Genomic DNA, 22,602 nt, shown 5'->3' on the forward strand with positions numbered 1-22,602 from the left:
CGGAGGACCTGCATGTTCACTACCCTCGTCGCTGTGATCGTCGCCCTGGTGCTGGGCCATGTCGCGCCCGGCATGGTGGCCTCGCTGCGCCGCTTCGACGCCTATGGCGACTGGTTGTCGTGGCTGGATGCGCATGCCGGCGAAGGCAGCGGCTGGCGCGGCCGCTACGGCATCGCGCTGGCGCTGCTGCTGGTCGGCCTGTTGCAGTGGCTGCTCGCCGCGCCGCACCTGGGCCTGCTGGCATTGCTGTTCGGGGTGCTGGTGCTGGCCTTCAGCTGGGGGCCGCGCGACCTGGATACAGATGTGGAAGCGGTGATCGAGGCCGACGATGTCGCCGCGCGGCGTGTGGCGGTCGCGCACCTGCACGCCGACGGCGGGCCGCTACGCGAGGACCCGGCCGGGCTGATCGAGGCGGTGGCGGTCAGCGCGTTGCGGCGCTGGTTCGCGGTGCTGTTCTGGTTCCTGTTGCTGGGGCCGTTCGGCGCGCTCGGCTATCGCCTGCTGGCGCTGGCCGCGGTCGGCCCGTACGCGTCGCGGTTGCCGTTGGCCACCGCGCTGGGCGCACGCACCGCGCTGGCGGCGATGGAATGGCCGGTGGCGCAGCTGATGACCTTCTCGCTGGCGCTGGTCGGCAATTTCGAGACCGTGTTCGGCGCCTGGCGCGCGGCCGGCGGCAATCGCTGGCAGCTGGACAGCGGCTTCCTCGGCCTGGTGGCCTGCGCCAGCGTGCGCGGCGAACTGGACGCAGAGGCGCACGATTACAGCGATGCCGGCATGGTGGTGCCGGCGCTGCGGCGCTTGCCGGAATTGCGCGATGCGATGAGCCAGGTCTGGCGGGTATTGCTGCTGTGGCTGGTGGTGCTGGCGTTGCTGGTGATCGCCGGCTGGGTCAGCTGAGGCGCCCTAACCCGGCGCGAGCAGGGTGAACGGGAACCACGGCAAGTTGCGCAGCACCGCGTAGCCGAGCAGCAGCCACAACCACAGGCGCGGATCGGCCAGGATCTTCAACAGAGGTGCCAGCGGGCGCATGCGCAGTCCGGCGGCATTGAGCGCCATGACCGCCAGCAGCGGCAGCGCCCCCACCAGCAGCGGATTGCTCGCCAGTGCGTGGGCCAGATCCAGGTGCACCAGCGCGTGCAGGCAGCGGGTGCTGCCGCAGCCGGGGCAGTACAGACCGGTGAGTGCGTAGAACGGACAGGCCGGCAACGGATTGCCCGGCACATTGGGATCGACCCGGCGCAGCACCAGCGTCGCCACCACGGCGGCACCGCTCAGTGCGGCCAGCGGCAGCCAATGGGGCAGCGGGCGTCCGCGCAGGAACATCGGCAACGGCATCGTCGGCAACGGAATCGTAGAGCGATCGAACAAGGCCGCCGCTGCGCGTGGCAGCGGCGGCCCGCGGCGTCGATCAGGACATCGACGACTGCTGCATCATGCCCAGACCGCCCAGGGCGAAGAGGAAGATCAGGTACAGGACGACCAGCACCACCCAGGCGATGACCGAGTAGATCGCCCACTTCTTGGCCTTGTCGGCCGATTCGCGGGCGCCGCTGACATCGCCGGCAGTGAGCTTGGTGTTGACCTGGGCGGCGAACACGATCGAGACGATGCCCAGCGGCAGGCAGCAGAACAGCGTGCTCAGGATCGCCCAGACCAGATTGTTGGACACTTGCGGTGCGGTGGTATTCATCCGTGTTACTCCGGTTGCGTGGTGGAACGAAGAAAAAAGAGAGGGCGGGCGCGCTCAGTGCTCCAGCACGCTGCCCAGGATCGCGAGGCCGCCGAACAGCAGAAACCACATGGCAATCAGGATCGGCGCGGCCAACGCGGACCACATCGCCCACAGGCCGGCCTTGCGCGAGGCGTCGCGTGCGCCGGCCACATCGCCGACGGCGCGCTTGCCGTCCACCTGCGAGGCATAGACGATCGACACCACGCCTAGCGGCAGGCAGCAGAACAGGGTGGACAGGATCGCCCACACCAGATTGTTGGGGACGTAGATGCCAGTGCCTGTGGGCGGTGGTGGCGGCAAAACCTGACTCACTGATCGATCCCTGAAATGGACACCGCTGCGGCCAGTGGCTGCAGTGCGCGGTCGCGCAGGCGTCTCCCCGGCACCTAATCTACCTGAAGTGGCGTTTCCCGGCACAGTGACTGGTGGCAGCGGCGGGCGCGGTAGCGCCAGCGCCGCTACCGCGGGATCAAGGGCAAGGGCCGCGTCGCGATCGCTTCGCTGGCGTACCAGCCGCTTCGTGTACGCTGGCCGGCGACGCTGGCGCCGGCGCCATCATGCCCCCATGAAAATGTCTTCTCCCCATGCCACGGGCGATGCGGCGGCGGCCCATTGCCGGACAGATCAGTACGCGTGCGGCGCAGCGGCCGAGTCCCTGCACGAGGTGGCCGACATGGCGGCGTCGCCGCACCCGCATGCGCCGCCTGATGGCGCCCTGCGCGAGTTGGGACGGCAGGGCCGGCTCGGCTCGGGCCGCGTGTCGCGGCCGCCGCGTTATACCGCGCAGGCGGGGCTGCAGCGGGCCTTGTTCGGCGCGTTCTGGACCAGCGGCCAGGAGCGCATGCTCACCGCCGAGGAGCGGACCCTGCTGCATCAGCTGAGGCCGTCTTCGCCGGCCGCCGCGCAGGACTGCATCCTGTTCAGCGATCCGAACAAGGACCCGGACGACGTGGTGTCGTTCGTGATGGCCAAGCAACTGGAGATGCTGGGCCTGGCCCGCGTCGGCCATGTCGTTACCACTTTGGGGCCGCAGGCGGTGCGCGCCGAGCGGGCGATGCTGGCCAAGGGCGTGTTCGGCGCGCTGGGCATGCCCGGGGTCGGGGTCGCCATCGGGCGCGATTACGAGATCGGCGCGCGCCAGGCCGATCACGGCAGTTTCCTGTCGCGCGGCACGCCGCTGTGCGCCGAGCACGCCGGTGTCGGCCAGGACAGTCTTGCCGGCATGCGCCAAAGCCTGCGCGATGCGTCCGGCAAGGTGACCCTGATCGCGATCGCCGGCATGACCGACGCCAATGCGTTGCTGTTGATGGAACCGGGTCTGGTCAGGCAGAAAGTCGGGCGGGTCGTGGTGATGGGCGGCATCGCCCGCGACAAGGACGATCAGGGCCTGGTATGCCCGGACGATCGCGCCTACAACAACCATACCGATCTGGCGGCCGCGCGCAGCTTCTATCGCCTTGCCCAGCAGTATGGGATTCCGTTGCGCGTGGTCTGCAAGGAGGCCGCCTACAAGGCGGCGGTATCGCCGCGCTTCTACGATGCGCTGGCCGCATCGGGGCATCCGGTCGGCGGATACTTGCGCGACATCCAGAAGGAATCGCTGAAGACCCTGTGGGACCGGATCGGCAAGCGCGAAATCGGCAAACTGGATGAGCGCTGGTTCTACAGCACGTTCATCGCGCGCGGCGGCGACGCCACCGGCTTCGAGCAATGGCACGCGCAACGGCCGCCGTTCGAGCAGATATGGGGCCAGGTGGAACGCTTGAATCTGTACGATCCGCTGACCTTGCTGGCCGCGCTGGACGCGCCTTCGCAGATGCTGTTCAAACCGCTGGGCGCGCACGCTCCGGACAAGCCGCCGGTCGAGGTGATCGGCGCCGAAGAAGTGACCAGCCCGGACGCCGCAAGAACCCTGATGGCGGCCCTGTCAAAGCTGGCGCTGGCGACCGAGATCGGCTACGGGGCGCGGTAAGCGCGGCCTTGCATCGGCCTGGTGTTCGCGCGCGGCCGGAGACGGCACTTGCCGGTTCACGCGGCATCCCCGCGCAACTGCCGCACCTGCGCTTCCAGCCGCTCGGCGCTGGCCTCGGCGGCCGCCACCGGCGCGCCGGCGATCACCTCCACGTGCGCGCGGAAGCGCCGCGGCACGCGCATGCGCCGCAGCCGCGAGTCGCGCTTGCTCCACATGCTGGTCCACATGTTGCGCAGCGCCATCGGCAGCACCGGCACCGCGCGGCGCTCGAGGATCTTCTCCACGCCCGACTTGAACTTGGCGATGGCGCCGTCCTTGGTCAACGCGCCCTCGGGGAAGATGCACACCAGCTCGCCCTCGGCCAGCGCCGCGTCGATGGCGTCGAACGCGCGCTGCATCAGCGCCGGGTCCTCGCGCGCGCCGGCGATCGGGATCGCCTTGGCGGTGCGGAAGATCCAGCGCATCACCGGGATGTTGAAGATGCGGTAGTACATGACGAAACGCACCGGACGCGGGATCGACGCGGCCAGCACCAGCGCGTCCATGTAGCTGACGTGGTTGCACACGATCAGCGCCGCGCCCTCGTCGGGCACGTGCCGCGCGATGCCATGCAGGCGCAGCCGGTACAGCGCCCGCACCATCACCCAGCTGAGGAAGCGCATCAGGAATTCGGGGACGATGCTGAAGATCCAGATCGCCACCACCGCGTTGGCGATGGCCAGCGCCAGGAACACCTGCGGGATGCTCAGCCCGGGCATCGGCACGCGTACGCCGAACAACGTCAGCTGTTGCATCTGCAGCGCGATGCCGACCATCGCGGCGATGACGATGAACATCGAGTTCTGGATGTTGAGCCCGGCGATGACCCGCGACAGCTCGGCCTTGGGCGTGCGGCTCTGGATCAGCGCGAACAGCGGCACCACGAACAGGCCGGTGCACAGGCCGATGCCGACCAAGTCGAGCATGATCCGCCAGCTGCCGGCCTGGTGCACGAACTGGCCGATGCCCAGCCCGGCCTGCAGCGCGCCGCCGGGGCGGGCGAAGTACAGGTCGAGCATGAACGCGCTGATGCCGAACGCGCCCAGCGGCACCAGGCCGATCTCCACGGTACGCCCGGACAGTTTCTCGCACAGCAGCGAGCCGGTGCCGGTGCCGATCGAGAACAGCGCCAGGGCGAAGATGTACAGGTCCTGCGCGCCACCCAGGTTGAGTTCGGCGTAGGTCGGCAACTGCGCGGTCAGCACCGTGCCGACGAACCAGAACCAGGACACGCCGAGTACCGCGTTGCGCACCGCCAGCTGGCGCCGGGTCAGGCGCATGATCGCCAGCGACTCGGGCAGCGGATTCCAGTTGATCTTCAGCTCCGGCGCGCCGGCGTCGACCTTCGGGATCAGTCGCGCTACCAGGTTGCCGGTGACCGCCAGCGCGATCACCGCGGTGGCCGCGGCGACCGGGCCGTGGCTGCCGGCGATCTGGAAGATCAGCCCGCCCAGGATCATGCCGCACAGGATCGAGATCGAGGTGCCCATCTCGACCAGACCGTTGCCGCCAGTGAGTTCCTCCGGCTTCAGCACCGACGGCAGGATCGAATATTTCACCGGGCCGAACAGGGTGGATTGCAGGCCGGTGCAGAACAGCGCGACCAGCAGCACTGCCATGTTCTCGGTCAGGAAGCCGACCGCGGCCAGCGACATGATCGCGATCTCCAGCGTGGTGGTGATCACCACCAGCCGCGATTTCTCCAGCTTTTCGGCGATCTGCCCGGCCAGCGCGGAGAACAGGAAGTACGGCAGGATGAACAGCGCCGGCGCCAGGTTGGTGTACAGCGTGCGTTGCTCGGGGGTGACGCCCAGATAGAACAGCAGGCCGATGATCGCCTGCCGGTAGACATTGTCGTTGAACGCGCCCAGCCCCTGGACCACGAAGAACGGCAGGAAGCGGCGCTGTTTCAGCAGGGCGAACTGGCTATGGCCGGACATGCAGGCTCCTTTGCGAACGCGCGCAGCCTAGCAGGTTCGCTGCGCGGCGAATGCGGAGCCGTGGAGCGGGGTGCCGCGGTACGGGCTGTTCCGATGGTGGGGTCTGCGGGGGTTGCGCGTGTTGCTGTTTTTGCAGGCGCGCGAGGGTGGCGTGGTCCGTGCGTCGCGGCTGAAGCCGCTCCTACAGGGGGGGCGGTGCGGCTAGCCGGTTTCGGCCGCGCCTGTCTGCTGCCGCAGCAGCGCGATCAGCGCGCGTGCGGCCGGGGTCGGGTCCGCGCGCCAGGTGGCGTAGGTCAGGAAGCGGAAGCGCTCGCGCAGCGCGACCACCGTTACGCCGCGCATCGCCGCGGCCATGGTCCGCGGCACGATCGCCACGCCGAGGTCTTCCACCACCAGCTGGCGCAGCAGGTCGGCGTGGGTGACTTCGTACTGCAGCCGCTGGCGCAGCCCGGCCTCGGCGAAGGCGCGGTCGATGATGCCGCGCACGCCGGCGCCGGCGATCAGCCCGGCCATCGGCGCGTCCTCCAGTTCGTGCAGGGACACGTCGGCGCGCGCGGCGAAGCGGTTGCCGGGCGCGGCGATCAGCGCCAGCGGTTCCTCGTGCAGCAGCAGGCGTTGCGCGGGCAGGACGATATGCGGGCCGACCCCGACCAGGGCCACGTCCAGCCGGCCTTCGCCCAGGTCCAGCAGCAGCGCATCGCTCATGCCGGTGCGCAGGTGCACGTCCACCGCGCGGTGCGCCTGGCCGAAGCGGCGCAGCAGGGCCGGCAGCTGCACCGTGTTGAGCGAGGAGATCTGGCCGATGTGCAGGCGCCCGCGCACCGTGCCCAGGGCCTGCGCCATCTCCTCGTGCAGGCGTTCGGCCGCACGCAGCGTGGCGCGGGCGTTGTGCAGGAACACCTCGCCGGCGGCGGTCGGCCGTACCTGCCGCGCGCCGCGCTCGAACAGGCGCGCGCCCAGCGCTTCCTCGATCTTGGCGATCTGGTGGCTCAGCGCCGACTGCACCGTGTGGCAGCGCCGCGCGGCGGCGGTGAAGCTGCCTTCCTCGGCCACAGCGACCGCGAATTCGAGTTGGCGCAGGGTCAGCATGGCATCTAAAAACAAGATGGATCGAGTGAAAACAATACATTGGAAAGATCGATGGCGCTTGCCCAGACTGGCGCCATTCCTTCCGCACCCTTGGATTCCGCTCATGGACACGTCCCCGCATCCCCCCATGCCGCGCGGCCTGGTGCTGTTGATGGCTGCCGCCACCGGCCTGGCGGTGGCCAGCAACTACTACGCGCAGCCGTTGCTGGAGGTATTGGCGCAAACCTTCGCGATCGACGTGCGCAGCGCCGGCGCGGTGGTCACCACCGCGCAGCTGGCCTACGCCGCCGGCCTGCTGTTGCTGGTGCCGCTGGGCGACCGCTTCGAGCGCCGCAGCCTGATCGTCGGGCTGTATGCGCTCAGTGCGGTGGGCCTGCTGATCAGCGCAGCCTCGACCAGCTTCGCGCTGCTGCTGCTCGGCACCCTGGTCACCGGGCTCAGCTCGGTGGCCGCGCAGATCCTGGTGCCGTTCGCCGCCACCCTGGCCGCGCCGCACGAGCGCGGGCGGGTGGTCGGCACGGTGATGAGCGGCCTGCTGCTCGGCATCCTGCTGGCGCGCACCGTGTCCGGGCTGCTGGCTGGCGCCGGCGGCTGGCATACCGTGTACTGGCTGGCCGCGGCGCTGATCCTGCTGGTGGGGGCGCTGCTGTGGCGCGCGCTGCCGCGGCATCCTGGCAATCCGCAGCTGTCCTATCCGCAGCTGATCGGTTCGGTGCTGGCGTTGCTGCGCGACGCGCCGGTGTTGCGTTCGCGGGCGATCCTGGGCGGGCTGATCTTCGCCGGCTTCAGCATGTTCTGGACCACGCTGGCGTTCCTGCTGTCCGGTCCCGACTACCGCTACGGCACTGCCACGATCGGGCTGTTCGGCCTGATCGGCGCTGCCGGCGCGTTCGCCGCCAACCTGTCGGGCAAGCTCGCCGACCGCGGCGCCGGGCAGTGGGTGGGCTGGGGCGGGCTGGCCATGCTGCTGCTGTCGTGGCTGCTGTTGGCCGCCGCGCCGCACTCGCTGTGGCTGCTGATCGCCGGGGTGCTGCTGCTGGACGTGGCGGTGCAGGGGGTGCACATCGGCAACCAGCACGTGATCTACCAATTGGATCCGAAGGCGCGCAATCGCATCACCTCGGCCTACGTCACCTGCTACTTCATCGGTGGCGCGATCGGTTCCAGCCTCGGCACCGCCGCCTACGCCTACGCCGGTTGGCACGGGGTGGTGGTTGGCGGCGCGGCGCTGGCGCTGGCCGCGCTGCTGTGGATGGGCCTCAGCGTGCGGCCGGCCGCGCCGCCGGCGGTGCCGGCGCCGCTGCCGGAGCGGTGACCGCATGCGCGGCGGCGCGCAGCTTGGGCAGCAGGCCCAGGGTCAGCGCCAGCTGGTTGCGCACCAGCCGGCGCTTGGCGTCGTCGATCCCGTCCTCGTCTTCCAGCGCATCGGCCATGCCCCGCTCGGCCGCTTCGTCGACCGGCGGTAGCGCCTGGCGCTGCGCCAGCGCGTCGGCGATCGCGCCCAGGGTGTCCTGCAGGTAGCCGCCGGCGTGGTCGATGGCCGGGTCGGCCTCGCCGGCCAGCGCGGCGCGGTGCACACCCAGCGCCGACAGATAGCCGAGCAAGGTGTTGGACAGCGCCAGGAAGCGGAAGCCGGCATCCAGGTTGCGGCGGTAGTGGCCGGGTTCGCGCAGCATGTTGGACAGCGCCACCGACAGCGCCGCGTCGGCGTTGTGCATGTCGCGGCGGGCGATGCGGTAGGGCAGGTCGTCGCGCATGCCGCTGCGGTATTGCTCCAGCACCTGCGCCAGGTAGCGCGCGCAGCTGGCCAGCACCGTCGCCATCACCTGGTTGAGGCGCCGGCCCTGCCAGTCGGGCAGGATCAGGAACGCCGCCGCCGCGGCGATCGCGCAGCCGATCAGGGTATCGACCAGGCGCGGCCAGATCAGCACGAAGCCGTCGCCGAGCAGGTTGAAGCAGAACAGCGCCATCACCGTGATCGCGGCGGTGGCCAGCATGTAGCGGTCGGTGCGGGTGACGAAGAACAGCAGCGCGCCGAACAGCGCGAACAGCAGCTGCAGTTCGGTGCCGGGGAACAGCTGCATCAGCGCCCAGGTCGCGATCAGGCCGATCAGCGTGCCGGCGATGCGCTGCGCCAGGCGCAGCCGTGTGGCGCCGTAGTTGGGCCGGCACACGAAGGCGGTGGTGAGCAGGATCCAGTAGCCGTTGCTGGCGTGGATCGACTGCATGATGGCGTAGCCGACCACCAGTGCGATCGCCATGCGCAGCCCGTGCCGGAACAGCACCGAACCCGGGGTGAGCTGCTGGCCGACGCGCACCAGCATTTCGCGCAGGGTGTGCGGCGCCGAGTCGCGCAGGCGGGTGTCGAGATTGTCGCTGGTGGTGTCCGATTGCGCGGCCTCGGACAGCCGCCGCTCGATGCTCTGCAGGTTGGTGACCAGCAGTTCCAGCGAGCCGAGCAGCCGCGCGTGGCGCGGATCGGCCTGCGTGTGCAGGAAGTCCAGCGACTGGCGCAGGTCGGCGGTGGCCTGCTGGGTCTGTTCGCCGTATGCGAACGGATGGCGCAGCCGGATCGCCTCGCCCAGCGCGGTGCAGGCCTTGCCCTGCAGTGCCAGCAGGCGCTGGCAGCGGTACAGCACGTCGCTGTGAAAGAACGCGTCGGTCAGCGCTTCGTAGGGGTAGTGCGAGGAGCTGGCGCGCTCGTGGAAATCCTGCGCCATGTAGTACAGCCGGAAGTACAGGCCGGACTGCACGCCTGGCCGGCCGGAGCGGCCGAAGCGGCTCATGATCGCGGTCTTGGCCGCGTTCAGCGCCGCCACCACGTGCGCGTTCTGCTCGGCCAGCGCCAGCCGCCGCGCATGCAGGTCGCTCTGCCGTACCGGCTCGAACAGCGCGGCCTTCAGCCGCAGGTAGCGGCTGAGTTCGAGGAACAGCCGCGACAGCCGTTCGCGCACCGGGCGGTTGGCGAACAGCACGGTCCACAGAATCGACAGCAACCCATACCAGGCCGCGCCGAGCATCAACAGCGCGATGCCATGCCAGGCGCTGCCGCCGACGTGGCCGGCGCGGCCGCCATGGTCGATGCCGATCATCGCGTAGATCGCCAGCGCCACGGTGGCCTGGGCGATGGAGGCGTAGCGTTCCCCGAGCGCGCCGAGCAGGGTCAGGGCAAAGGTGGACAGTGCCATGCCGGCGACGAACGCCAGCGGATACGGGAACAACAGCACCACCGCGGCGGCGGCGGCGGCGAAGCACAGCAGCGACAGCAGCACCGACTTGATCCGGCCCAGCCAGTTGTCGTCGGTCTCGGCGATGGCGCTGGCGATGGCGCCGAGGAAGATCGCCGGCAGCGCGGTCAGTTGCTGCTGCTGCCAGCACACGCCCATCGCCACGCCCAGGGCGATGAACACGCGCAGCCCGTAGCTGGCCTTTTCATGGGCCCACAGGCGGCTGAGGCGGGTTTCGATCGAGGATTTCGGCACGGCGACACGATAACGCAAGGCTGGCGCGCAGTATCGCAGCCGCTGGCGGATCGGTGCACCGCGGTGCTGTCCTGCTCCGATTTCCAGTTGCCGCAGGCACGCGTCGCGCAGCGCCGGGAAACGTTTGAATCAGGTCTGGTTGAGCGGCGAGGGGGGCGCCAGCGGAGACAGCCTGAAGCGTCGCGTCGCGCCGGTCTCGGTGTGCAGGCCGGCCTCCATGTGCGCGCTGAAGCGCTATGTGCTGGCCCAGAACGCGTTCTTTGCGGACACCGCCGTGGCGATGCCGTCGGTGCGCGCGGCCAGTGCGCAGAATTGCGCGCGGAGGTCGGGATCCGGCGGCATGGAATGGCCTCGAATACCGATGGTGTCGCCTGTAGGAGCGGCTGCTGGGTGCACTGTAGGCGCGGCTTCAGCCGCGACAACGTCCGAAGCTGGAAGGCCCGCCGTTGCGCTCGTCGCGACGGAAATCGCTCCCACAAGGGCTACTCCGGCACCGCGGAACTGCGAGGCCTCTTGTGGGAGGGACTTCAGTCCCGACTGCATGCCGCTTCGGAAAATGCACCACTCCGCTCGTCGCGGCTGAAGCCGCTCCTACACGGGGGTGGGGTGCGGCCTATTCGCCGCGTTCGCGCGCGATCGCGCGCCAGCCGATGTCGCTGCGATGGAATTCGCTGGGCCACCGGATCTGCGCCACGCCAGCATACGCGTTGCGCTGCGCGTCCGACACGCTGTCGCCCAGCGCGGCCACGCACAGCACGCGGCCGCCGGCGCTGAGCACGCGGCCCTGGCCGTCCAGCGCGGTGCCGGCATGGAACACCTTGGTGCTGGCCGGCACCTGGTCCAGGCCGGAAATCGCTTCGCCTGTGACCGGCGTTTCCGGATACGGCGCCGCCGCCAGTACCACGCCCAGCGACGGGCGCGGATCCCACTGCGCTTCGGTCGTGTGCAGGCGGCCATCGATCGCCGCCTCGATCAGCTCCACCAGATCCGACTGCAGGCGCAGCATCACCGGCTGCGTTTCCGGGTCGCCGAAGCGCACGTTGAACTCGATCACCTTCGGCGCACCGCTGGCGTCGATCATCAGCCCGGCATACAGGAAACCGGTGAACGGCACGCCATCGGCGATCATGCCCTGCACGGTCGGCTCCACCACCTCGCGCATCACCCGCGCGTGCACCTGCGGCGTGACCACAGGCGCTGGCGAATACGCGCCCATGCCGCCGGTGTTGGGGCCGCTGTCGCCGTCGCCGACGCGCTTGTGGTCCTGGCTGGTGGCCATCGGCAGCGCGGTGGCGCCATCGACCATGGAGATGAAGCTGGCTTCCTCGCCGTCGAGGAATTCCTCGATCACCACGCGCGCGCCGGCATCGCCGAAGGCATTGCCGGAGAGCATGTCGCGCACCGCGGCCTCGGCCTCGTCCAGGGTCATCGCCACGATCACGCCCTTGCCCGCGGCCAGGCCGTCGGCCTTGACCACGATCGGCGCGCCTTTGTCGCGCACGTAGGCCAGCGCCGCGTCCACCTCGGTATGTACTTCATAGAACGCAGTGGGGATGCCGTGGCGGGCGAGGAATGTTTTGGCGAAGGCCTTGCTGCCTTCCAGCTGCGCGGCCTTGGCGCTGGGGCCGAAGATGCGCAGGCCGGCGGCGCGGAAACGGTCCACCACGCCCAGCACCAGCGGCACTTCCGGGCCGACCACGGTCAGCGCGACGCCTTCGGCCTGGGCCAGTGTGAGCAGGCCGTCCAGGTCGTCCACCTTGACCGCCACGTTGCGGCACTTGGCTTCAGTGGCGGTGCCGGCATTGCCCGGGGCGACCAGCACTTCGCTGACCCGCGGGGATTGGGCGAGTTTCCAGGACAGGGCGTGTTCGCGGCCGCCGGAGCCGATGACGAGCAGTTTCATTGGAGTGCCGGGAATGGGAAGTGGGGAATAGGGAATGGGAAAAGCGACGGCAAGGCAGCAGCGGGCGCGTGGCTAGGGCCGGTGGCAGGGAGCGGTCAGGGAATCCGCTTTTGCGACTCCCCATTCCCCACTCCCGAATCCCGGCACCTCAGTGCCTGAAATGCCGCACGCCAGTGAACACCATCGCGATGCCGTGTTCGTCGGCGGCGCCGATCACCTCGCCGTCGCGCATCGAGCCACCGGGCTGGATCACCGCCTTGATGCCGGCCGCCGCCGCCGCGTCGATGCCGTCGCGGAACGGGAAGAACGCATCGGAGGCCATCACCGAGCCTTGCACCACCAGTTCCGCGTCGGCCGCCTTGATGCCGGCGATGCGCGCCGAATACACCCGGCTCATCTGCCCGGCGCCGACGCCGATGGTGCGGTGGTCCTTGGCATAGACGATAGCGTTGGACTTGACGTACTTGGCCACCTTCCACGCGAACAGCAGGTCGGCGAACTGCGCTTCGGTCGGCGCCAGGCGGGTGACCACCTTCAGTTCGTCGCGGCTCACCACGCGGTCGTCGGCGGTCTGCATCAACAGGCCCGAGCCGATGCGCTTGGTATCGATGAAACCGCGGGAGGCCGGCGCCAGCGGGATGCGCAGCACGCGCACGTTGGCCTTCTTTTTCGCGTATTCCAGCGCGCCCTCTTCGTAGTCCGGTGCGATCAGCACCTCGACGAACTGGCGGTCGAGGATGACCTTGGCGGTGGCCGCGTCCAGCGTGCGGTTGAAGGCGAGGATGCCGCCGAAGGCGCTGGTCGGATCGGTCGCATACGCCAGTTCGTAGGCATCGCCGCAGGCCGCGCCCACGGCCACCCCGCACGGGTTGGCGTGCTTGACGATGACGCAGGCCGGCGCGTCGAACTGGCGCACGCATTCCCAGGCCGCATCGCTGTCGGCGATATTGTTGTAGCTCAGTTCCTTGCCCTGCAGCTGCCGGAACGTGGCCAGCGACCCCGGCGCCGGATGCAGGTCGCGATAGAACGCGGCCTGCTGGTGCGGGTTCTCGCCGTAGCGCAGGTCCATCACCTTGACGAAGCTGCCGTTGCTCTGCGCCGGGAACGCGCTGCGGCACACGCCGGCCTCGTTGTGCTCGACCACCGCCGAGAGGTAATTGCTGATCGCCGCGTCGTACTGCGCCACGCGGTTGAACGCGGCCACCGACAGCGCGAAGCGCTTGGCCGCCGACAGCTGGCCCTCGTGCGCCTCCAGGTCGGCGAGCAGGTCGGCGTATTGCCCTGGATCGGTGGCCACCGCCACGCGCGCGAAGTTCTTCGCCGCCGAGCGCAGCATCGCCGGGCCGCCGATGTCGATGTTCTCCACCGCCTCGGCGAGCGTGCAGTCGGCCTTGGCGGTGACCGCCTCGAACGGATATAGGTTCAGCACCAGCAGGTCGATCGGGGCGATGCCGTGTTCGGCCATCACCGCATCGTCGCTGCCGGCGCGGCCGAGCAGGCCGCCGTGCACCAGTGGGTGCAGGGTCTTGACCCGGCCGTCCATCATTTCCGGGAAGCCGGTCAGCTCGGCCACGTCCTTGACCGCCAGCCCGGCCTCGCGCAGCGCCTTGGCGGTGCCGCCGGTGGACAGCAGCTCCACATTGCGCGCGGCCAGCGCGCGGGCCAGGTCGATCAGGCCGGTCTTGTCGGAAACGGACAGCAATGCCCGGCGCACGGGCAGGAAATCGGAGGACATGGGGGCAGGGCACACATCGGAGCGGGGAGCCGATATTGTAGGCTGCGCCGCTCCGGCATGGACCCTCAGGACCCCGCAATGGTGTCGATCTACGCATTGAAAGGACGCTTCCAGGACCTGCTGCGGCCCGGGGTGCGCGGCCTGTACCGGCTCGGTGCGACCGCCAACCAGGTCACCGTGGGCGCGGCCGCGGTGTCGCTGCTGCTCGCCGCCTGGGTGTTCTGGCGCGGGCCGGCGCAGCCGCTGTGGTACGCGCTGCTGCCGGCGTGGATGCTGCTGCGCATGGCCTTGAACGCGGTCGACGGCATGCTGGCGCGCGAGTTCGGCCAGCAGTCCAGGCTTGGCGCCTACCTCAACGAATTGAGCGACGTGATCGCCGATGCGGCGCTGTACCTGAGCCTGGTCAGCGTACCCGGCGCGGCTGCCGGCTGGCTGTGGGCGCTGGCGCTGGCGGCGGCATTGACCGAGTATGCCGGGGTGTTGGGGCTGATGGTCGGCGCCGGACGGCGCTACGACGGCCCGATGGGCAAGAGCGATCGCGCCTTCGCCATCGGCCTGCTCGGGCTGTTGCTGGCCGGTGGCTGGGGTGGGGCGAAGACGGTGGACGGGTTCGCGATCGTGCTGGCGCTGCTGTGCGCGGCGACGGTGCTGCGGCGCGTTGCCGCCGGCCTGCGCGAGGGCGCGCCGCGCTGAGACGCGCGGCGCAGGCCGCGGCCACGGCACGGAAGCGGTAGCGGCACTTACCGCAACGGCAAGTACCACGACAGGGAATCGGCAACGGATGCGGCAGGTCAGCGAAAGCGCGTTTTGCAGTTTCGACGGAACACGGTTGTCCTACCGGCACTGGTCAGCCGCGGCGCCAGCGGCGCCGCCGCGCGCGGTGGTGCTGCTGCACCGCGGCCACGAGCATGCGGGGCGGGTCGTGCACCTGGCCGACGAACTGGGCCTGGACGACTGCGCGATGTTCGCCTGGAATGCGCGCGGCAACGGCCGCTCGCCCGGCGTGCGCGGCGATGCGCAGGCGCTCACCGTGCCGGTGCAGTTGCTGGCGTCCGGCGACGATGTCGTCGTGCAGCGCGGCCCGCAGGACCGCTTCAGCAGCTTGAACGTGGAGCGTGGGCACTGCTGGCGCCGTGCATATGAAGGAGCGTAAGCAATGACCACAGCGACCGGTTCGAGCCTGCTGCGCTACGCCGACGATCCGCAACGGGCACTGTGGGAGCGGCTGCAGGCCTATCGCTTCGGCGAGGACGACGCTGCGCTGCCGGCATTCGTGCGCCGCGTGGCGAAAGAGGTCGACATTCCACCGGCGTTGGCGGCGCAAGCGGTCGAAGAATACCGGCGCTTCTGCTTCCTGGCCTGCACCGCGCAGGAGCAGGCCACGCCCAGCCCGTTGCTGGACCAGGTCTGGCATACCCATCTCACCGATACCCGCGAGTACTGGCAGCGGTTCTGTCCGCAGGTGCTGCGGATCACGCTGCACCATCAGCCCGGCCGCGGCGATGCTGCCGACGCGGTGCGCCATCGCGAACAGTACCGCGCGACCCTGGAGCGCTATTGGCGCCATTTCGGCGAACCGCCCGCAAGCTGCTGGCCGCCAGCGATGGCGGCCCATGCGCAGGTCTACACCGTAGGCCCGCGCGAGCGCTGCTGGCGCATGCCGCGCGAAGGCGGCAAGGCGGTGTGGATCTGGGCGCTGATCACGCTGTTGCTCGGCATGTGCCTGGCGCCGTTCAACGATGCGGCTTCGCCGCTGCATTGGCGCGGCGGTTCCTTTCTGCTGCTGTTCTTCGCATCGATCGGCCTGGCCTGCACAGCGGCGGCACGCGTACGTCGCATGGTGCGCGGCATCGGCCAGCATCGTGCGGTCATGCAGGTCGATAGCGCCGAGCTGGCCTATCTGGCCGGCGGCAGCGAGCGCGTGGCGGAGATGCAACTGGGATTGTTGCTGGCATGCGGCGCGGTGCGTTTGCATGCGCCGCGAAGGACGCGGCGCCGCGCTGGCGCCGACCTGCAGGACACCGGCGTCGAAGCGCCGGCGTCGCTGCAGCGCGCCCTGCTGCTGGTCCGCGCCAACCCGCAGCTGACGCAGGCGCTGCAGGCGTTGCGCGACGATGCCAGGCCATTGCGTGATGCGCTGATCGGCAAGCGCCTGTGGCTCGGGCGCGGCCAGGCGTGGTGCGCGCGCCTGGCCGGCGCTGCGCCGCTGCTGACGCTGTGGCTCGTCGGTCTGCGCAAGATCCAGATCGGCCTGCAGCTGCAGCGCCCGGTCGGCTTCCTGGTGGCGGCGATGGTGGTGGTGACGCTTGTCGCGCTCGGTTTTCTGCTGACCCCGCCGCGGCGCAACCTCGCCGGCGAGCGGCTGCTCGCCGAGCGCGATGTGGCATTGCTGACCGACGCCGGGCCGCGGCATACGGCACAGGCGCTGGATCTGGCGCAGCCGCTGGCCTTGGCCGGAACCGGCATGCTGCTGGGAACGCCGTGGGCGGACTACCATTCGTTGCGTGCACCGATCGCCAGCGGCAGCGGTGGCAGCGGCTGTTCCAGTTCCGGCTGCGGTGGCAGCGGCTGCGGCGGCTGCGGAGCAGGTAGCTGATGGCACGATCGACCCTGGCACAACGCCGCGCGCAACTGCGCGCGCGCCTGGCGACGGCGCTGCGCGCGCGTGGCGCCACGCCCAACGGCCTGTCCTGGACCGCCACCGGCTTCGCCGCGCTGGCGGCGCTGATGTTCTATTGCGCCTGGCGCGAGCCGCCGCGCGATGCCGCCGGCTTGCTGCTGCTGGCTGCGCTTGCCCTGCAGGGCCGGCTGCTGTGCAACCGCCTTGACGGGCTGATGGCGCGGCAGGCGCAAATGGTCGGCCGCGCCGGCGAGGTCTACAACGAGGCACCGGACCGGCTGTCCGACACTCTGGTGTGTCTCGGCGTGGGCTACGGCCTGCAGCACGTGCTGAGCTGGGGCGCCGACTTGGGCTGGGCCGCGGCCTTGCTGTGCGTGGGCACCGCCTATGTGCGCATGCTCGGCCTGGCCTGCGGCGTCAGCGAGCCGCTGCAGGGGCCGATGGCGCGCGTGCAGCGCATGCGCTGGCTGTCGCTGGCGGCGTTGCTGGCGGCCGTCGCGCTGCTGCTGCAGCGCAGTGCTATCGCCGAAACCATTCTGGTCTCAACCATGGCGCTGCTGATCGGCGGCGCGGCCTTGACCATCGTGATGCGTCTGCGCGCCATCGTGCGCGAACTGGAGTGGACATGATCGAGCGTCTGATCGCCCGCGGCTGCAGTGCCGCGATCCGCATCCTGACCGGCGCGCGTGCGTTCTGGCGCGGCTGCATTCCCTCCAGCGAGCGCCGCGTGTACTACGGCAACCACGCCAGCCACGGCGACTTCGTGCTGATCTGGTCGTCGTTGCCGGCGGCGCTGCGGCGCGAGGTGCGGCCGGTGGCCGCGGCCGAGTACTGGCAGCGCGACGCGCTGCGCCGCTACCTGATCCACTCGGTGTTCAACGGCGTGCTGATCGAGCGCGAGGCCGCGCAGCGCCGCCGCGATCCGATCGAGTGCCTGTGCGAGGCGGTCGATGGCGGCGGCTCGCTGATCCTGTTTCCGGAAGGCACGCGCAATACCGAGGAAGGCGTGCTGCCGTTCAAGAGCGGCATCTACCACCTGGCGCGGAATCGGCCGGAGCTGGAGTTCGTGCCGGTGTGGATCGACAACCTGAAGCGGGTCATGCCCAAGGGCAAGTGGCTGCCGCTGCCGTTGCTGTGCACCACCACCTTCGGCGAACCGTTGCGGCTGGGCGCCGGCGAGGACAAGCAGGCGTTCCTGGAGCGCACGCGTGCGGCGCTGCTGGCGCTGTCGCCGGAACAGATGGAGGCCGCACGATGAACGCGATCGCCTTCAGCGACCACCTGCAGCAGTCCTCGCTGCGGCAGCAGACCATCTGGCTGTTCCTCGGCATCGCCGCGGTGCTGCTGCTGGCCACGCTGATGTCCGAAACGCTGCGCTGGCGCGCGCGCGGGCGCCCCAGCGCGGTGCTCGACAACCTGGTGGCGCGAATCCGCGCGTGGTGGGTGATGGCTGCGGTGGTGGCGCTGGCGTTCGTGTTCGGGCGCATCGGCGTGATCGCGCTGTTCGCGCTGGTGTCGCTGTTCGCGCTGCGCGAGTTCATCACCCTGGCGCCGACCCGGCGCGGCGATTACTACGCGCTGCTGGTGGCGTTCTACATCGTGCTGCCGTGGCAGTACTGGCTGGTGTGGAGCGGCTGGTACGGGTTGTACACGCTGCTGATCCCGGTCTATGCGTTCCTGGTGCTGCCGATCCTGGCCACCATCGGCGGCGACACCACGCGCTACCTGGAGCGCACCGCCAAAGTGCAGTGGGGGCTGATGATCTGCGTGTTCTGCATCTCGCACGTGCCGGCGCTGCTGAACCTGGAGATTCCCGGCTACGCAGGCCGCAACCTGCTGCTGTTCGCGTTCCTGGTGATCGTGGTGCAGTCCTCGGACGTGCTGCAGTACGTGTGGGGCAAGTTGATCGGCAAGCACTTGATCGCGCCGAAGCTGTCGCCGTCCAAGACCGTGGAAGGCTTCGTCGGCGGCATCCTGTCGGCGAGCCTGCTTGGCGCGGCCCTGTGGTGGATCACCCCGTTCTCACCGCTGCAGGCGTTCGCGCTGGCGCTGGTGGCCAACCTGATGGGCTTCTTCGGCGGCCTGGTGATGTCGGCGATCAAGCGCGACCGCGGGATCAAGGACTGGGGCCACATGATCGAAGGCCACGGCGGCGTGCTCGACCGGCTGGACTCGGTGTGCTTCGCTGCGCCGGTGTTCTTCCACCTGATCCGGTATGGGTGGGTGTGAGGGGCCGGGATTGGGGATTGGGGATTCGCGCGAGCGACCGCTTTCTGTAGGAGCGGCTTTAGCCGCGACGCATTACCGGTAACGCGTCGCGGCTAAAGCCGCTCCTACAGAAGAGCGCACAGATTGAAATGAAAAAGCCGCTTTTTCTGCAGAAAAGGCGGCTTTTTTATCAGTGGTTTGACAACGATTTGCACGCAGGCGCAATCCTGCAGTCCGAATCCAGAATCCCGGGCTTTTCCACAGCCGCATGGCTGGTCATCCCGAATCTCAAGCCAACCCGTATTCCTTCAGCTTCTTGCGCAGCGTGGCGCGATGGATGCCCAGCATCGCCGCGGCGCGGCTCTGGTTGCCTTCGCAGTGGTTGAGCACTTCCACGAACAACGGGATCTCCATCTCGCGCAGCACGATCTCGTACACGTCGTCGGCGTCGCAGCCATCGAGGTCGCGCAGGTAGCGGCGCACGGACTGCGCCACGTGTTCGCGCAGCGGCGGCTTCGGCGCGCCGCGACTGGAGTCAGGACGAGTGGTGGCAGCGTTCAAGTTCGGCGGGTCCCCGGATGACGGCGGCGCCGGAAGGCTGAAGGGCCGGCGCGGGGGACGAGTCTAGCGCGTGGCCTGCCTCGCTGCCATGGCGGATCGTGGTGTCACAGTGTTTCAGTGGAAGTCGAAACTGAATGCAGCGGTTCCCGCGGCCGGTTCGCGCACCTGGAATGTCACCTGCGCGCTTTGCCCGGGCGCCAGCGTCGCCGCCTCGGGGCGGGTGCGGCCCAGGTACTCCTCCGGGCGCAGCACGCGGCTGCCGATGGTGCGGCCGTCGGCATCGGCCAGCGACAGTTGCAGCAGCGGCCAGGCCTGCGCCCAGCGCGCGTCGTTGCGGAAGGTGGCCTGGATCTGCAGGGTGCCGGCACGGCCGGGCAGCGGCCGCACTTCGCGGCTGAGCATGGTGAACGCGCTCGGCTCGCGCCACGGCGGCAGGCTGCAGCGCAACGCCTGGCACACCCCGGCCACCCACGGCCGCCAGCGCGCGTCGGCGCCCAGCCGTTGCCGGTCGGCGATCAGAATCTGCAAGGCCAGCAGCAGGCCCAGCCCGGTCAGTGCGATCCACTGCCACGGCGCGGCGCGTAGCACCGGCTGCCGCGGCGCGCGGCGCTGCATGAAGCTGGGCGCGGCGGTGGCGGATGCGGCGCTGGCTTGCGGCGCGGGTGCTGGTTCTGGCTCCAGCGCCGCTTCCGATGCCAGTTCGGATTCGGATTCGCATGCGTCAGCGCGGGATGCCAGCGACGCGTCGGCCTTGGAAGCAAGCGGGGGCGAGGGAGCCGTGGCGGCGAGCGCAGCGTCTGGGGCCTGGCTGGGCGTGGCCGGCGCCGCCTGCGCTGGCGTGGGCATTGCATCAGCGTGCTGCGCAGCGCTGGCGCCAAGCGCCTGGGCCGGGCTGGCCGCCGCGCCCGGCTCGGCATCCGCCGGCGCGGTGGCATCGGCCTGTTCCGGCGCGGGCCGCTCGGGCTGACGCAGCAGGGTCGCGAGGCTGGGGCGGGGCGGGTTGGGATCGGGCATGCGGGGGCGACGGCGGCAATGAGAACGCTATTCAAGCACGCGCGGCAGCGGGCTGCAGCGCGGTCGTGGCCTAGTGTAGGAGCGGCTTCAGCCGCGACAGATCCTTGCCGAAGGTGCCTGTCGCGGCTGAAGCCGCTCCTACAGGGACGTCGTGCGTGGCGCCATGGCGCCGCTCAGCGCCGGTGCTTGCCGGTGCCGATCAGGTCCAGCAGGCCGGCGCGCTGGCGCGGGCTCAGCGTCTCGAAGCCGTCGAGCAGACGTGCCTGCTGGTCGGACAGGTGCCGGTAGTGCAGGGGGTCCTCGGCCACCGACAGCGGCTCGCCGAACACGCGCTCGCCGCGGCCGGTGGCCAGGTATTCGAAGGTCAGCCCGCTGCGGCGGGCCAGGGCGCTCAGGTGTTCCACCGCCGGCGCGGTGCCGTCGGCCATTTCCCACTGCGCCACGGCGCTGCGGGTCACTGCCAGGTCCAGCGCGAGCGCTTCCTGGGTGAGACCGGTCAGCTTGCGCGCTTCGCGCACCCGTTCGTACAGCTTGCTGCTCACACTCACCTCCGCGTGGGAGGCGAGATATAGCCGTGCCGGCTGGAAAAGTTGGTTCGTACGACTTTCAATGACGGCTTTGTTGTTGATACTGTCGTCGGCGATGGCTGAGTGCAGGGAAGACGCCGCATCGTTCGCGCCGTCTCTGCCGCCGCCATCGACCGACCCGCTGCCATGGACCAGGACGCGCCGATGCACACACAGGATGCCCCACCGCAGGACACTGACCGCCCCCGTTTCGCGCCCGCGCCGCCGCCCGCGTCGCGCCGTCCGTGGCCGCCGCCGGGGATCGGCGCGCACCGCTACCGGATCTGGGCCGACGCCGGTGACGGCCGCTGCGCGGTCAGGCAGGGCTGGTCGTGGCGGGTGTTCGCGCTGCCGTATCCGCCTGTGCCGCTGCCGCCCGCGCTATGGCTCCTGCTGCACGCCGCGGCCTGGGTGGTGCTGCTGCAGGCGCTGGGCGTGGCCGCGGCGTTCGGATTGGCGTTGGAACTGGCCTGGCGGCTGCCGCGGGCGCGGCGCGGCCATCGCTGGCACGAGCGCCGCTTGCGCGCGCAAGGCTGGCGGCCGTGCACGCGGGTGCTGGCGATCCATGCCGAGGCGGCGCTGCTGACCGCGGCGATCCGCAGTCTGGCCGCCGGGCGGCATTGAGCGCCGGCCGCGCTGGCGTCCGGCGCGGGCCGGCCTCAGCCGCGGCGCACGCCGTCGATGCGCATCCAGTCGCCGTCCTGCTCGGTGCGCAATTGTTCGAACCAGGGGGCGTAGCGCTGCAGCAGTTCCTGTTCCTGGCCGTGCAGGATGCCGGACAGGGCGATGCGCCCGCCCGGCGCGACCCGTTCGGCCAGGGTCGGCGCCAGCGCGTCCAGCGCCGAGGCCAGGATGTTGGCGACCACCACCGGATAGGTGGCCACCGGCGCGTCGGCCGGCAGGTGCACCGCCAGGCTCACGCCGACGTCATTGCGCTCGGCGTTGTCGTGCGTGGCCAGCAGCGCCTGCGGGTCGTTGTCCACGCCCACCGCCGCCGCCGCGCCCAGCTTCAGCGCAGCCAGCGCCAGGATCCCGGAGCCGCACCCGAAATCGAGCACGCGCGCCTGCGCCAGCGCGCCGTCGGCGGCCAGGGCGTCGAGCCAGCGCAGGCACAGCGCGGTGGTCGGGTGGGTACCGGAACCGAACGCCAGGCCAGGGTCCAGCCGCACCACCGCGGCATCGGCGCCGCGCGCGTCTTCCGGCAACGCGTGGTTCCACGGCACGATGAAAGTACGGGTGCCGAAGCGCATCGGCTGGAACTGGTCCAGCCAGGCGCGTTCCCAGTCCTGGTCGGCGACCTTGCGGAACGCGGCCTGGCGCCAGTCCAGGCCGGGATCGAACGCCTCCAGCGCGGCCAGCAGTAGCAAGGCGTCCTGTTCGGCGGGGAACAGCGCGCTGAGCACCAGCGTGCCCCACAGCGGGGTCTCGCCGACGCCCGGTTCCAGGATCGCGCGCTCGTTGCTGGTGTCGGCCTCGGCGTCGAGCAGGGTGACCGCCAGCGCGCCGACGTCCTCCAGCGCGTTCTCGTAGCGGGGCTGGGTGGCATCGGTGCAGCGCACAGTCAGTTCGAGGAACGGCATCGGTCAGGCACACGGAGGAATGACCGCGCATCTTAGACGACCGCCGCGGCGGCCCGGACCGGCGCTGGCTGCGCGCCCGCCGTGACCGCGGCCGCCACTGCCTGGCGTGGCCCACCAGCGGCTGGGCTAGACTGCGGCATTCGGCGTCCGCCGGTTGCAGC

At 70.1% G+C, this 22,602-nt stretch carries 21 protein-coding genes and 1 pseudogene; 10 read left to right on the forward strand and 12 right to left on the reverse strand.

Annotated elements, in window-relative coordinates:
* Nucleotides 1-12: 12 nt before the first annotated feature.
* Complete coding sequence (locus tag ISN38_RS11910; protein ID WP_206711820.1) at nucleotides 13-897, forward strand: hypothetical protein; 885 nt, start codon at nucleotides 13-15, stop codon at nucleotides 895-897.
* Between the two features lie 6 nt (nucleotides 898-903).
* Here the strand turns inward: ISN38_RS11910 and ISN38_RS11915 are convergent, their stop codons facing one another.
* From ISN38_RS11915 to ISN38_RS11925, 3 genes are all read right to left on the reverse strand, one after another.
* On the reverse strand, nucleotides 904-1,335 hold the full coding sequence (locus tag ISN38_RS11915) for a DUF2752 domain-containing protein (RefSeq protein WP_053008610.1): 432 nt from the start codon (nucleotides 1,333-1,335) through the stop codon (nucleotides 904-906).
* A gap of 73 nt (nucleotides 1,336-1,408) precedes the next feature.
* Complete coding sequence (locus tag ISN38_RS11920; RefSeq protein ID WP_003470976.1) at nucleotides 1,409-1,690, reverse strand: CD225/dispanin family protein; 282 nt, start codon at nucleotides 1,688-1,690, stop codon at nucleotides 1,409-1,411.
* Between the two features lie 54 nt (nucleotides 1,691-1,744).
* The gene (locus ISN38_RS11925) at nucleotides 1,745-2,032 is read right to left on the reverse strand and encodes a CD225/dispanin family protein (protein WP_222937002.1); all 288 of its coding nucleotides are present in this window, start codon (nucleotides 2,030-2,032) and stop codon (nucleotides 1,745-1,747) included.
* Between the two features lie 46 nt (nucleotides 2,033-2,078).
* Between ISN38_RS11925 and xopQ the strand changes: the two genes are divergently transcribed.
* Nucleotides 2,079-3,704 (forward strand): type III secretion system effector XopQ, encoded by a 1,626-nt coding sequence (xopQ, locus tag ISN38_RS11930; RefSeq protein ID WP_241753934.1) that lies wholly within the window; start codon nucleotides 2,079-2,081, stop codon nucleotides 3,702-3,704.
* A 56-nt stretch (nucleotides 3,705-3,760) separates the two neighbouring features.
* Here the strand turns inward: xopQ and ISN38_RS11935 are convergent, their stop codons facing one another.
* Both ISN38_RS11935 and ISN38_RS11940 read right to left on the reverse strand, forming a co-directional pair.
* Nucleotides 3,761-5,683 (reverse strand): MFS transporter, encoded by a 1,923-nt coding sequence (locus ISN38_RS11935; RefSeq protein ID WP_003470986.1) that lies wholly within the window; start codon nucleotides 5,681-5,683, stop codon nucleotides 3,761-3,763.
* Nucleotides 5,684-5,884: 201 nt separating this feature from the next.
* The gene (locus tag ISN38_RS11940; RefSeq protein WP_003470988.1) at nucleotides 5,885-6,772 is read right to left on the reverse strand and encodes a LysR family transcriptional regulator; all 888 of its coding nucleotides are present in this window, start codon (nucleotides 6,770-6,772) and stop codon (nucleotides 5,885-5,887) included.
* A 103-nt stretch (nucleotides 6,773-6,875) separates the two neighbouring features.
* On the opposite strand from ISN38_RS11940, the gene ISN38_RS11945 reads away from it, so the two are divergent.
* Nucleotides 6,876-8,087, forward strand: a complete 1,212-nt coding sequence (locus ISN38_RS11945) for an MFS transporter (RefSeq protein WP_047325386.1) — start codon at nucleotides 6,876-6,878, stop codon at nucleotides 8,085-8,087.
* Here the strand turns inward: ISN38_RS11945 and yccS are convergent.
* The 3 genes from yccS to purH form a co-directional block, all read right to left on the reverse strand.
* Complete coding sequence (gene yccS / locus ISN38_RS11950; RefSeq protein WP_003470990.1) at nucleotides 8,032-10,254, reverse strand: YccS family putative transporter; 2,223 nt, start codon at nucleotides 10,252-10,254, stop codon at nucleotides 8,032-8,034. The two genes, ISN38_RS11945 and yccS, sit on opposite strands and share 56 nt — an antisense overlap.
* A gap of 613 nt (nucleotides 10,255-10,867) precedes the next feature.
* Entirely contained in the window at nucleotides 10,868-12,157 is a 1,290-nt protein-coding gene (gene purD, locus ISN38_RS11955; protein WP_206711821.1) for a phosphoribosylamine--glycine ligase, read from the reverse strand.
* A 148-nt stretch (nucleotides 12,158-12,305) separates the two neighbouring features.
* Nucleotides 12,306-13,892 carry a bifunctional phosphoribosylaminoimidazolecarboxamide formyltransferase/IMP cyclohydrolase gene (gene purH, locus ISN38_RS11960; RefSeq protein WP_003470995.1) on the reverse strand — a complete coding sequence of 529 codons (1,587 nt, stop codon included), beginning with the start codon at nucleotides 13,890-13,892 and terminating at the stop codon, nucleotides 12,306-12,308.
* Nucleotides 13,893-13,973: 81 nt separating this feature from the next.
* Between purH and ISN38_RS11965 the strand changes: the two genes are divergently transcribed.
* The 6 genes and pseudogenes from ISN38_RS11965 (at nucleotide 13,974) to ISN38_RS11990 (ending at nucleotide 18,741) form a co-directional block, all read left to right on the forward strand.
* Nucleotides 13,974-14,585: a CDP-alcohol phosphatidyltransferase family protein gene (locus tag ISN38_RS11965; RefSeq protein WP_038238980.1), complete on the forward strand. Its 612-nt coding sequence runs from the start codon at nucleotides 13,974-13,976 to the stop codon at nucleotides 14,583-14,585.
* A gap of 88 nt (nucleotides 14,586-14,673) precedes the next feature.
* Nucleotides 14,674-14,946, forward strand: a pseudogene (locus tag ISN38_RS20375) (serine aminopeptidase domain-containing protein); the annotation flags it as partial.
* Between the two features lie 102 nt (nucleotides 14,947-15,048).
* Complete coding sequence (locus ISN38_RS11975) at nucleotides 15,049-16,488, forward strand: TIGR04222 domain-containing membrane protein (RefSeq protein ID WP_003471000.1); 1,440 nt, start codon at nucleotides 15,049-15,051, stop codon at nucleotides 16,486-16,488.
* A complete protein-coding gene (locus ISN38_RS11980; RefSeq protein ID WP_003471002.1) occupies nucleotides 16,488-17,141 on the forward strand; it encodes a CDP-alcohol phosphatidyltransferase family protein in 654 nt (217 codons plus the stop codon). Before ISN38_RS11975 ends, ISN38_RS11980 begins: the two co-directional genes overlap by 1 nt.
* Entirely contained in the window at nucleotides 17,138-17,770 is a 633-nt protein-coding gene (locus ISN38_RS11985) for a lysophospholipid acyltransferase family protein (protein ID WP_003471004.1), read from the forward strand. Before ISN38_RS11980 ends, ISN38_RS11985 begins: the two co-directional genes overlap by 4 nt.
* Nucleotides 17,767-18,741, forward strand: a complete 975-nt coding sequence (locus ISN38_RS11990) for a phosphatidate cytidylyltransferase (RefSeq protein ID WP_003471006.1) — start codon at nucleotides 17,767-17,769, stop codon at nucleotides 18,739-18,741. Before ISN38_RS11985 ends, ISN38_RS11990 begins: the two co-directional genes overlap by 4 nt.
* A 267-nt stretch (nucleotides 18,742-19,008) precedes the next feature.
* Here ISN38_RS11990 and fis read toward each other — a convergent pair whose 3' ends face one another.
* The 3 genes from fis to ISN38_RS12005 form a co-directional block, all read right to left on the reverse strand.
* Nucleotides 19,009-19,281 carry a DNA-binding transcriptional regulator Fis gene (fis, locus tag ISN38_RS11995; protein WP_003471008.1) on the reverse strand — a complete coding sequence of 91 codons (273 nt, stop codon included), beginning with the start codon at nucleotides 19,279-19,281 and terminating at the stop codon, nucleotides 19,009-19,011.
* 114 nt (nucleotides 19,282-19,395) lie between these two features.
* Nucleotides 19,396-20,295, reverse strand: coding sequence for a DUF3426 domain-containing protein (locus tag ISN38_RS12000; protein ID WP_241753935.1), 900 nt, complete (start codon nucleotides 20,293-20,295; stop codon nucleotides 19,396-19,398).
* A 173-nt stretch (nucleotides 20,296-20,468) separates the two neighbouring features.
* Nucleotides 20,469-20,837: a helix-turn-helix transcriptional regulator gene (locus ISN38_RS12005; RefSeq protein WP_003470517.1), complete on the reverse strand. Its 369-nt coding sequence runs from the start codon at nucleotides 20,835-20,837 to the stop codon at nucleotides 20,469-20,471.
* 189 nt (nucleotides 20,838-21,026) lie between these two features.
* Between ISN38_RS12005 and ISN38_RS12010 the strand changes: the two genes are divergently transcribed.
* The gene (locus ISN38_RS12010) at nucleotides 21,027-21,485 is read left to right on the forward strand and encodes a hypothetical protein (protein ID WP_146169999.1); all 459 of its coding nucleotides are present in this window, start codon (nucleotides 21,027-21,029) and stop codon (nucleotides 21,483-21,485) included.
* Between the two features lie 35 nt (nucleotides 21,486-21,520).
* Here ISN38_RS12010 and prmA read toward each other — a convergent pair whose 3' ends face one another.
* Complete coding sequence (gene prmA, locus ISN38_RS12015; RefSeq protein WP_058361995.1) at nucleotides 21,521-22,441, reverse strand: 50S ribosomal protein L11 methyltransferase; 921 nt, start codon at nucleotides 22,439-22,441, stop codon at nucleotides 21,521-21,523.
* Nucleotides 22,442-22,602: the final 161 nt, after the last annotated feature.

Source organism: Xanthomonas translucens pv. undulosa (assembly GCF_017301775.1).
GTDB classification, from domain to species: Bacteria; Pseudomonadota; Gammaproteobacteria; order Xanthomonadales; family Xanthomonadaceae; genus Xanthomonas_A; species Xanthomonas_A translucens.

What these genes read in the sequence shown, in the direction of transcription:
- purH (WP_003470995.1), bottom strand. Translation starts at nt 13,892, where the DNA reads ATGTCCTCCGATTTCCTGCCCGTGCGCCGGGCATTGCTGTCCGTTTCC.
- ISN38_RS11940 (WP_003470988.1), bottom strand. Translation starts at nt 6,772, where the DNA reads ATGCTGACCCTGCGCCAACTCGAATTCGCGGTCGCTGTGGCCGAGGAA.
- ISN38_RS11910 (WP_206711820.1), top strand. Translation starts at nt 13, where the DNA reads ATGTTCACTACCCTCGTCGCTGTGATCGTCGCCCTGGTGCTGGGCCAT.
- ISN38_RS11915 (WP_053008610.1), bottom strand. Translation starts at nt 1,335, where the DNA reads ATGCCGTTGCCGATGTTCCTGCGCGGACGCCCGCTGCCCCATTGGCTG.
- ISN38_RS11985 (WP_003471004.1), top strand. Translation starts at nt 17,138, where the DNA reads ATGATCGAGCGTCTGATCGCCCGCGGCTGCAGTGCCGCGATCCGCATC.
- ISN38_RS11945 (WP_047325386.1), top strand. Translation starts at nt 6,876, where the DNA reads ATGGACACGTCCCCGCATCCCCCCATGCCGCGCGGCCTGGTGCTGTTG.
- ISN38_RS11975 (WP_003471000.1), top strand. Translation starts at nt 15,049, where the DNA reads ATGACCACAGCGACCGGTTCGAGCCTGCTGCGCTACGCCGACGATCCG.
- ISN38_RS11990 (WP_003471006.1), top strand. Translation starts at nt 17,767, where the DNA reads ATGAACGCGATCGCCTTCAGCGACCACCTGCAGCAGTCCTCGCTGCGG.
- prmA (WP_058361995.1), bottom strand. Translation starts at nt 22,441, where the DNA reads ATGCCGTTCCTCGAACTGACTGTGCGCTGCACCGATGCCACCCAGCCC.
- ISN38_RS12000 (WP_241753935.1), bottom strand. Translation starts at nt 20,295, where the DNA reads ATGCCCGATCCCAACCCGCCCCGCCCCAGCCTCGCGACCCTGCTGCGT.
- purD (WP_206711821.1), bottom strand. Translation starts at nt 12,157, where the DNA reads ATGAAACTGCTCGTCATCGGCTCCGGCGGCCGCGAACACGCCCTGTCC.
- ISN38_RS11920 (WP_003470976.1), bottom strand. Translation starts at nt 1,690, where the DNA reads ATGAATACCACCGCACCGCAAGTGTCCAACAATCTGGTCTGGGCGATC.
- ISN38_RS11980 (WP_003471002.1), top strand. Translation starts at nt 16,488, where the DNA reads ATGGCACGATCGACCCTGGCACAACGCCGCGCGCAACTGCGCGCGCGC.
- ISN38_RS12010 (WP_146169999.1), top strand. Translation starts at nt 21,027, where the DNA reads ATGCACACACAGGATGCCCCACCGCAGGACACTGACCGCCCCCGTTTC.
- ISN38_RS11935 (WP_003470986.1), bottom strand. Translation starts at nt 5,683, where the DNA reads ATGTCCGGCCATAGCCAGTTCGCCCTGCTGAAACAGCGCCGCTTCCTG.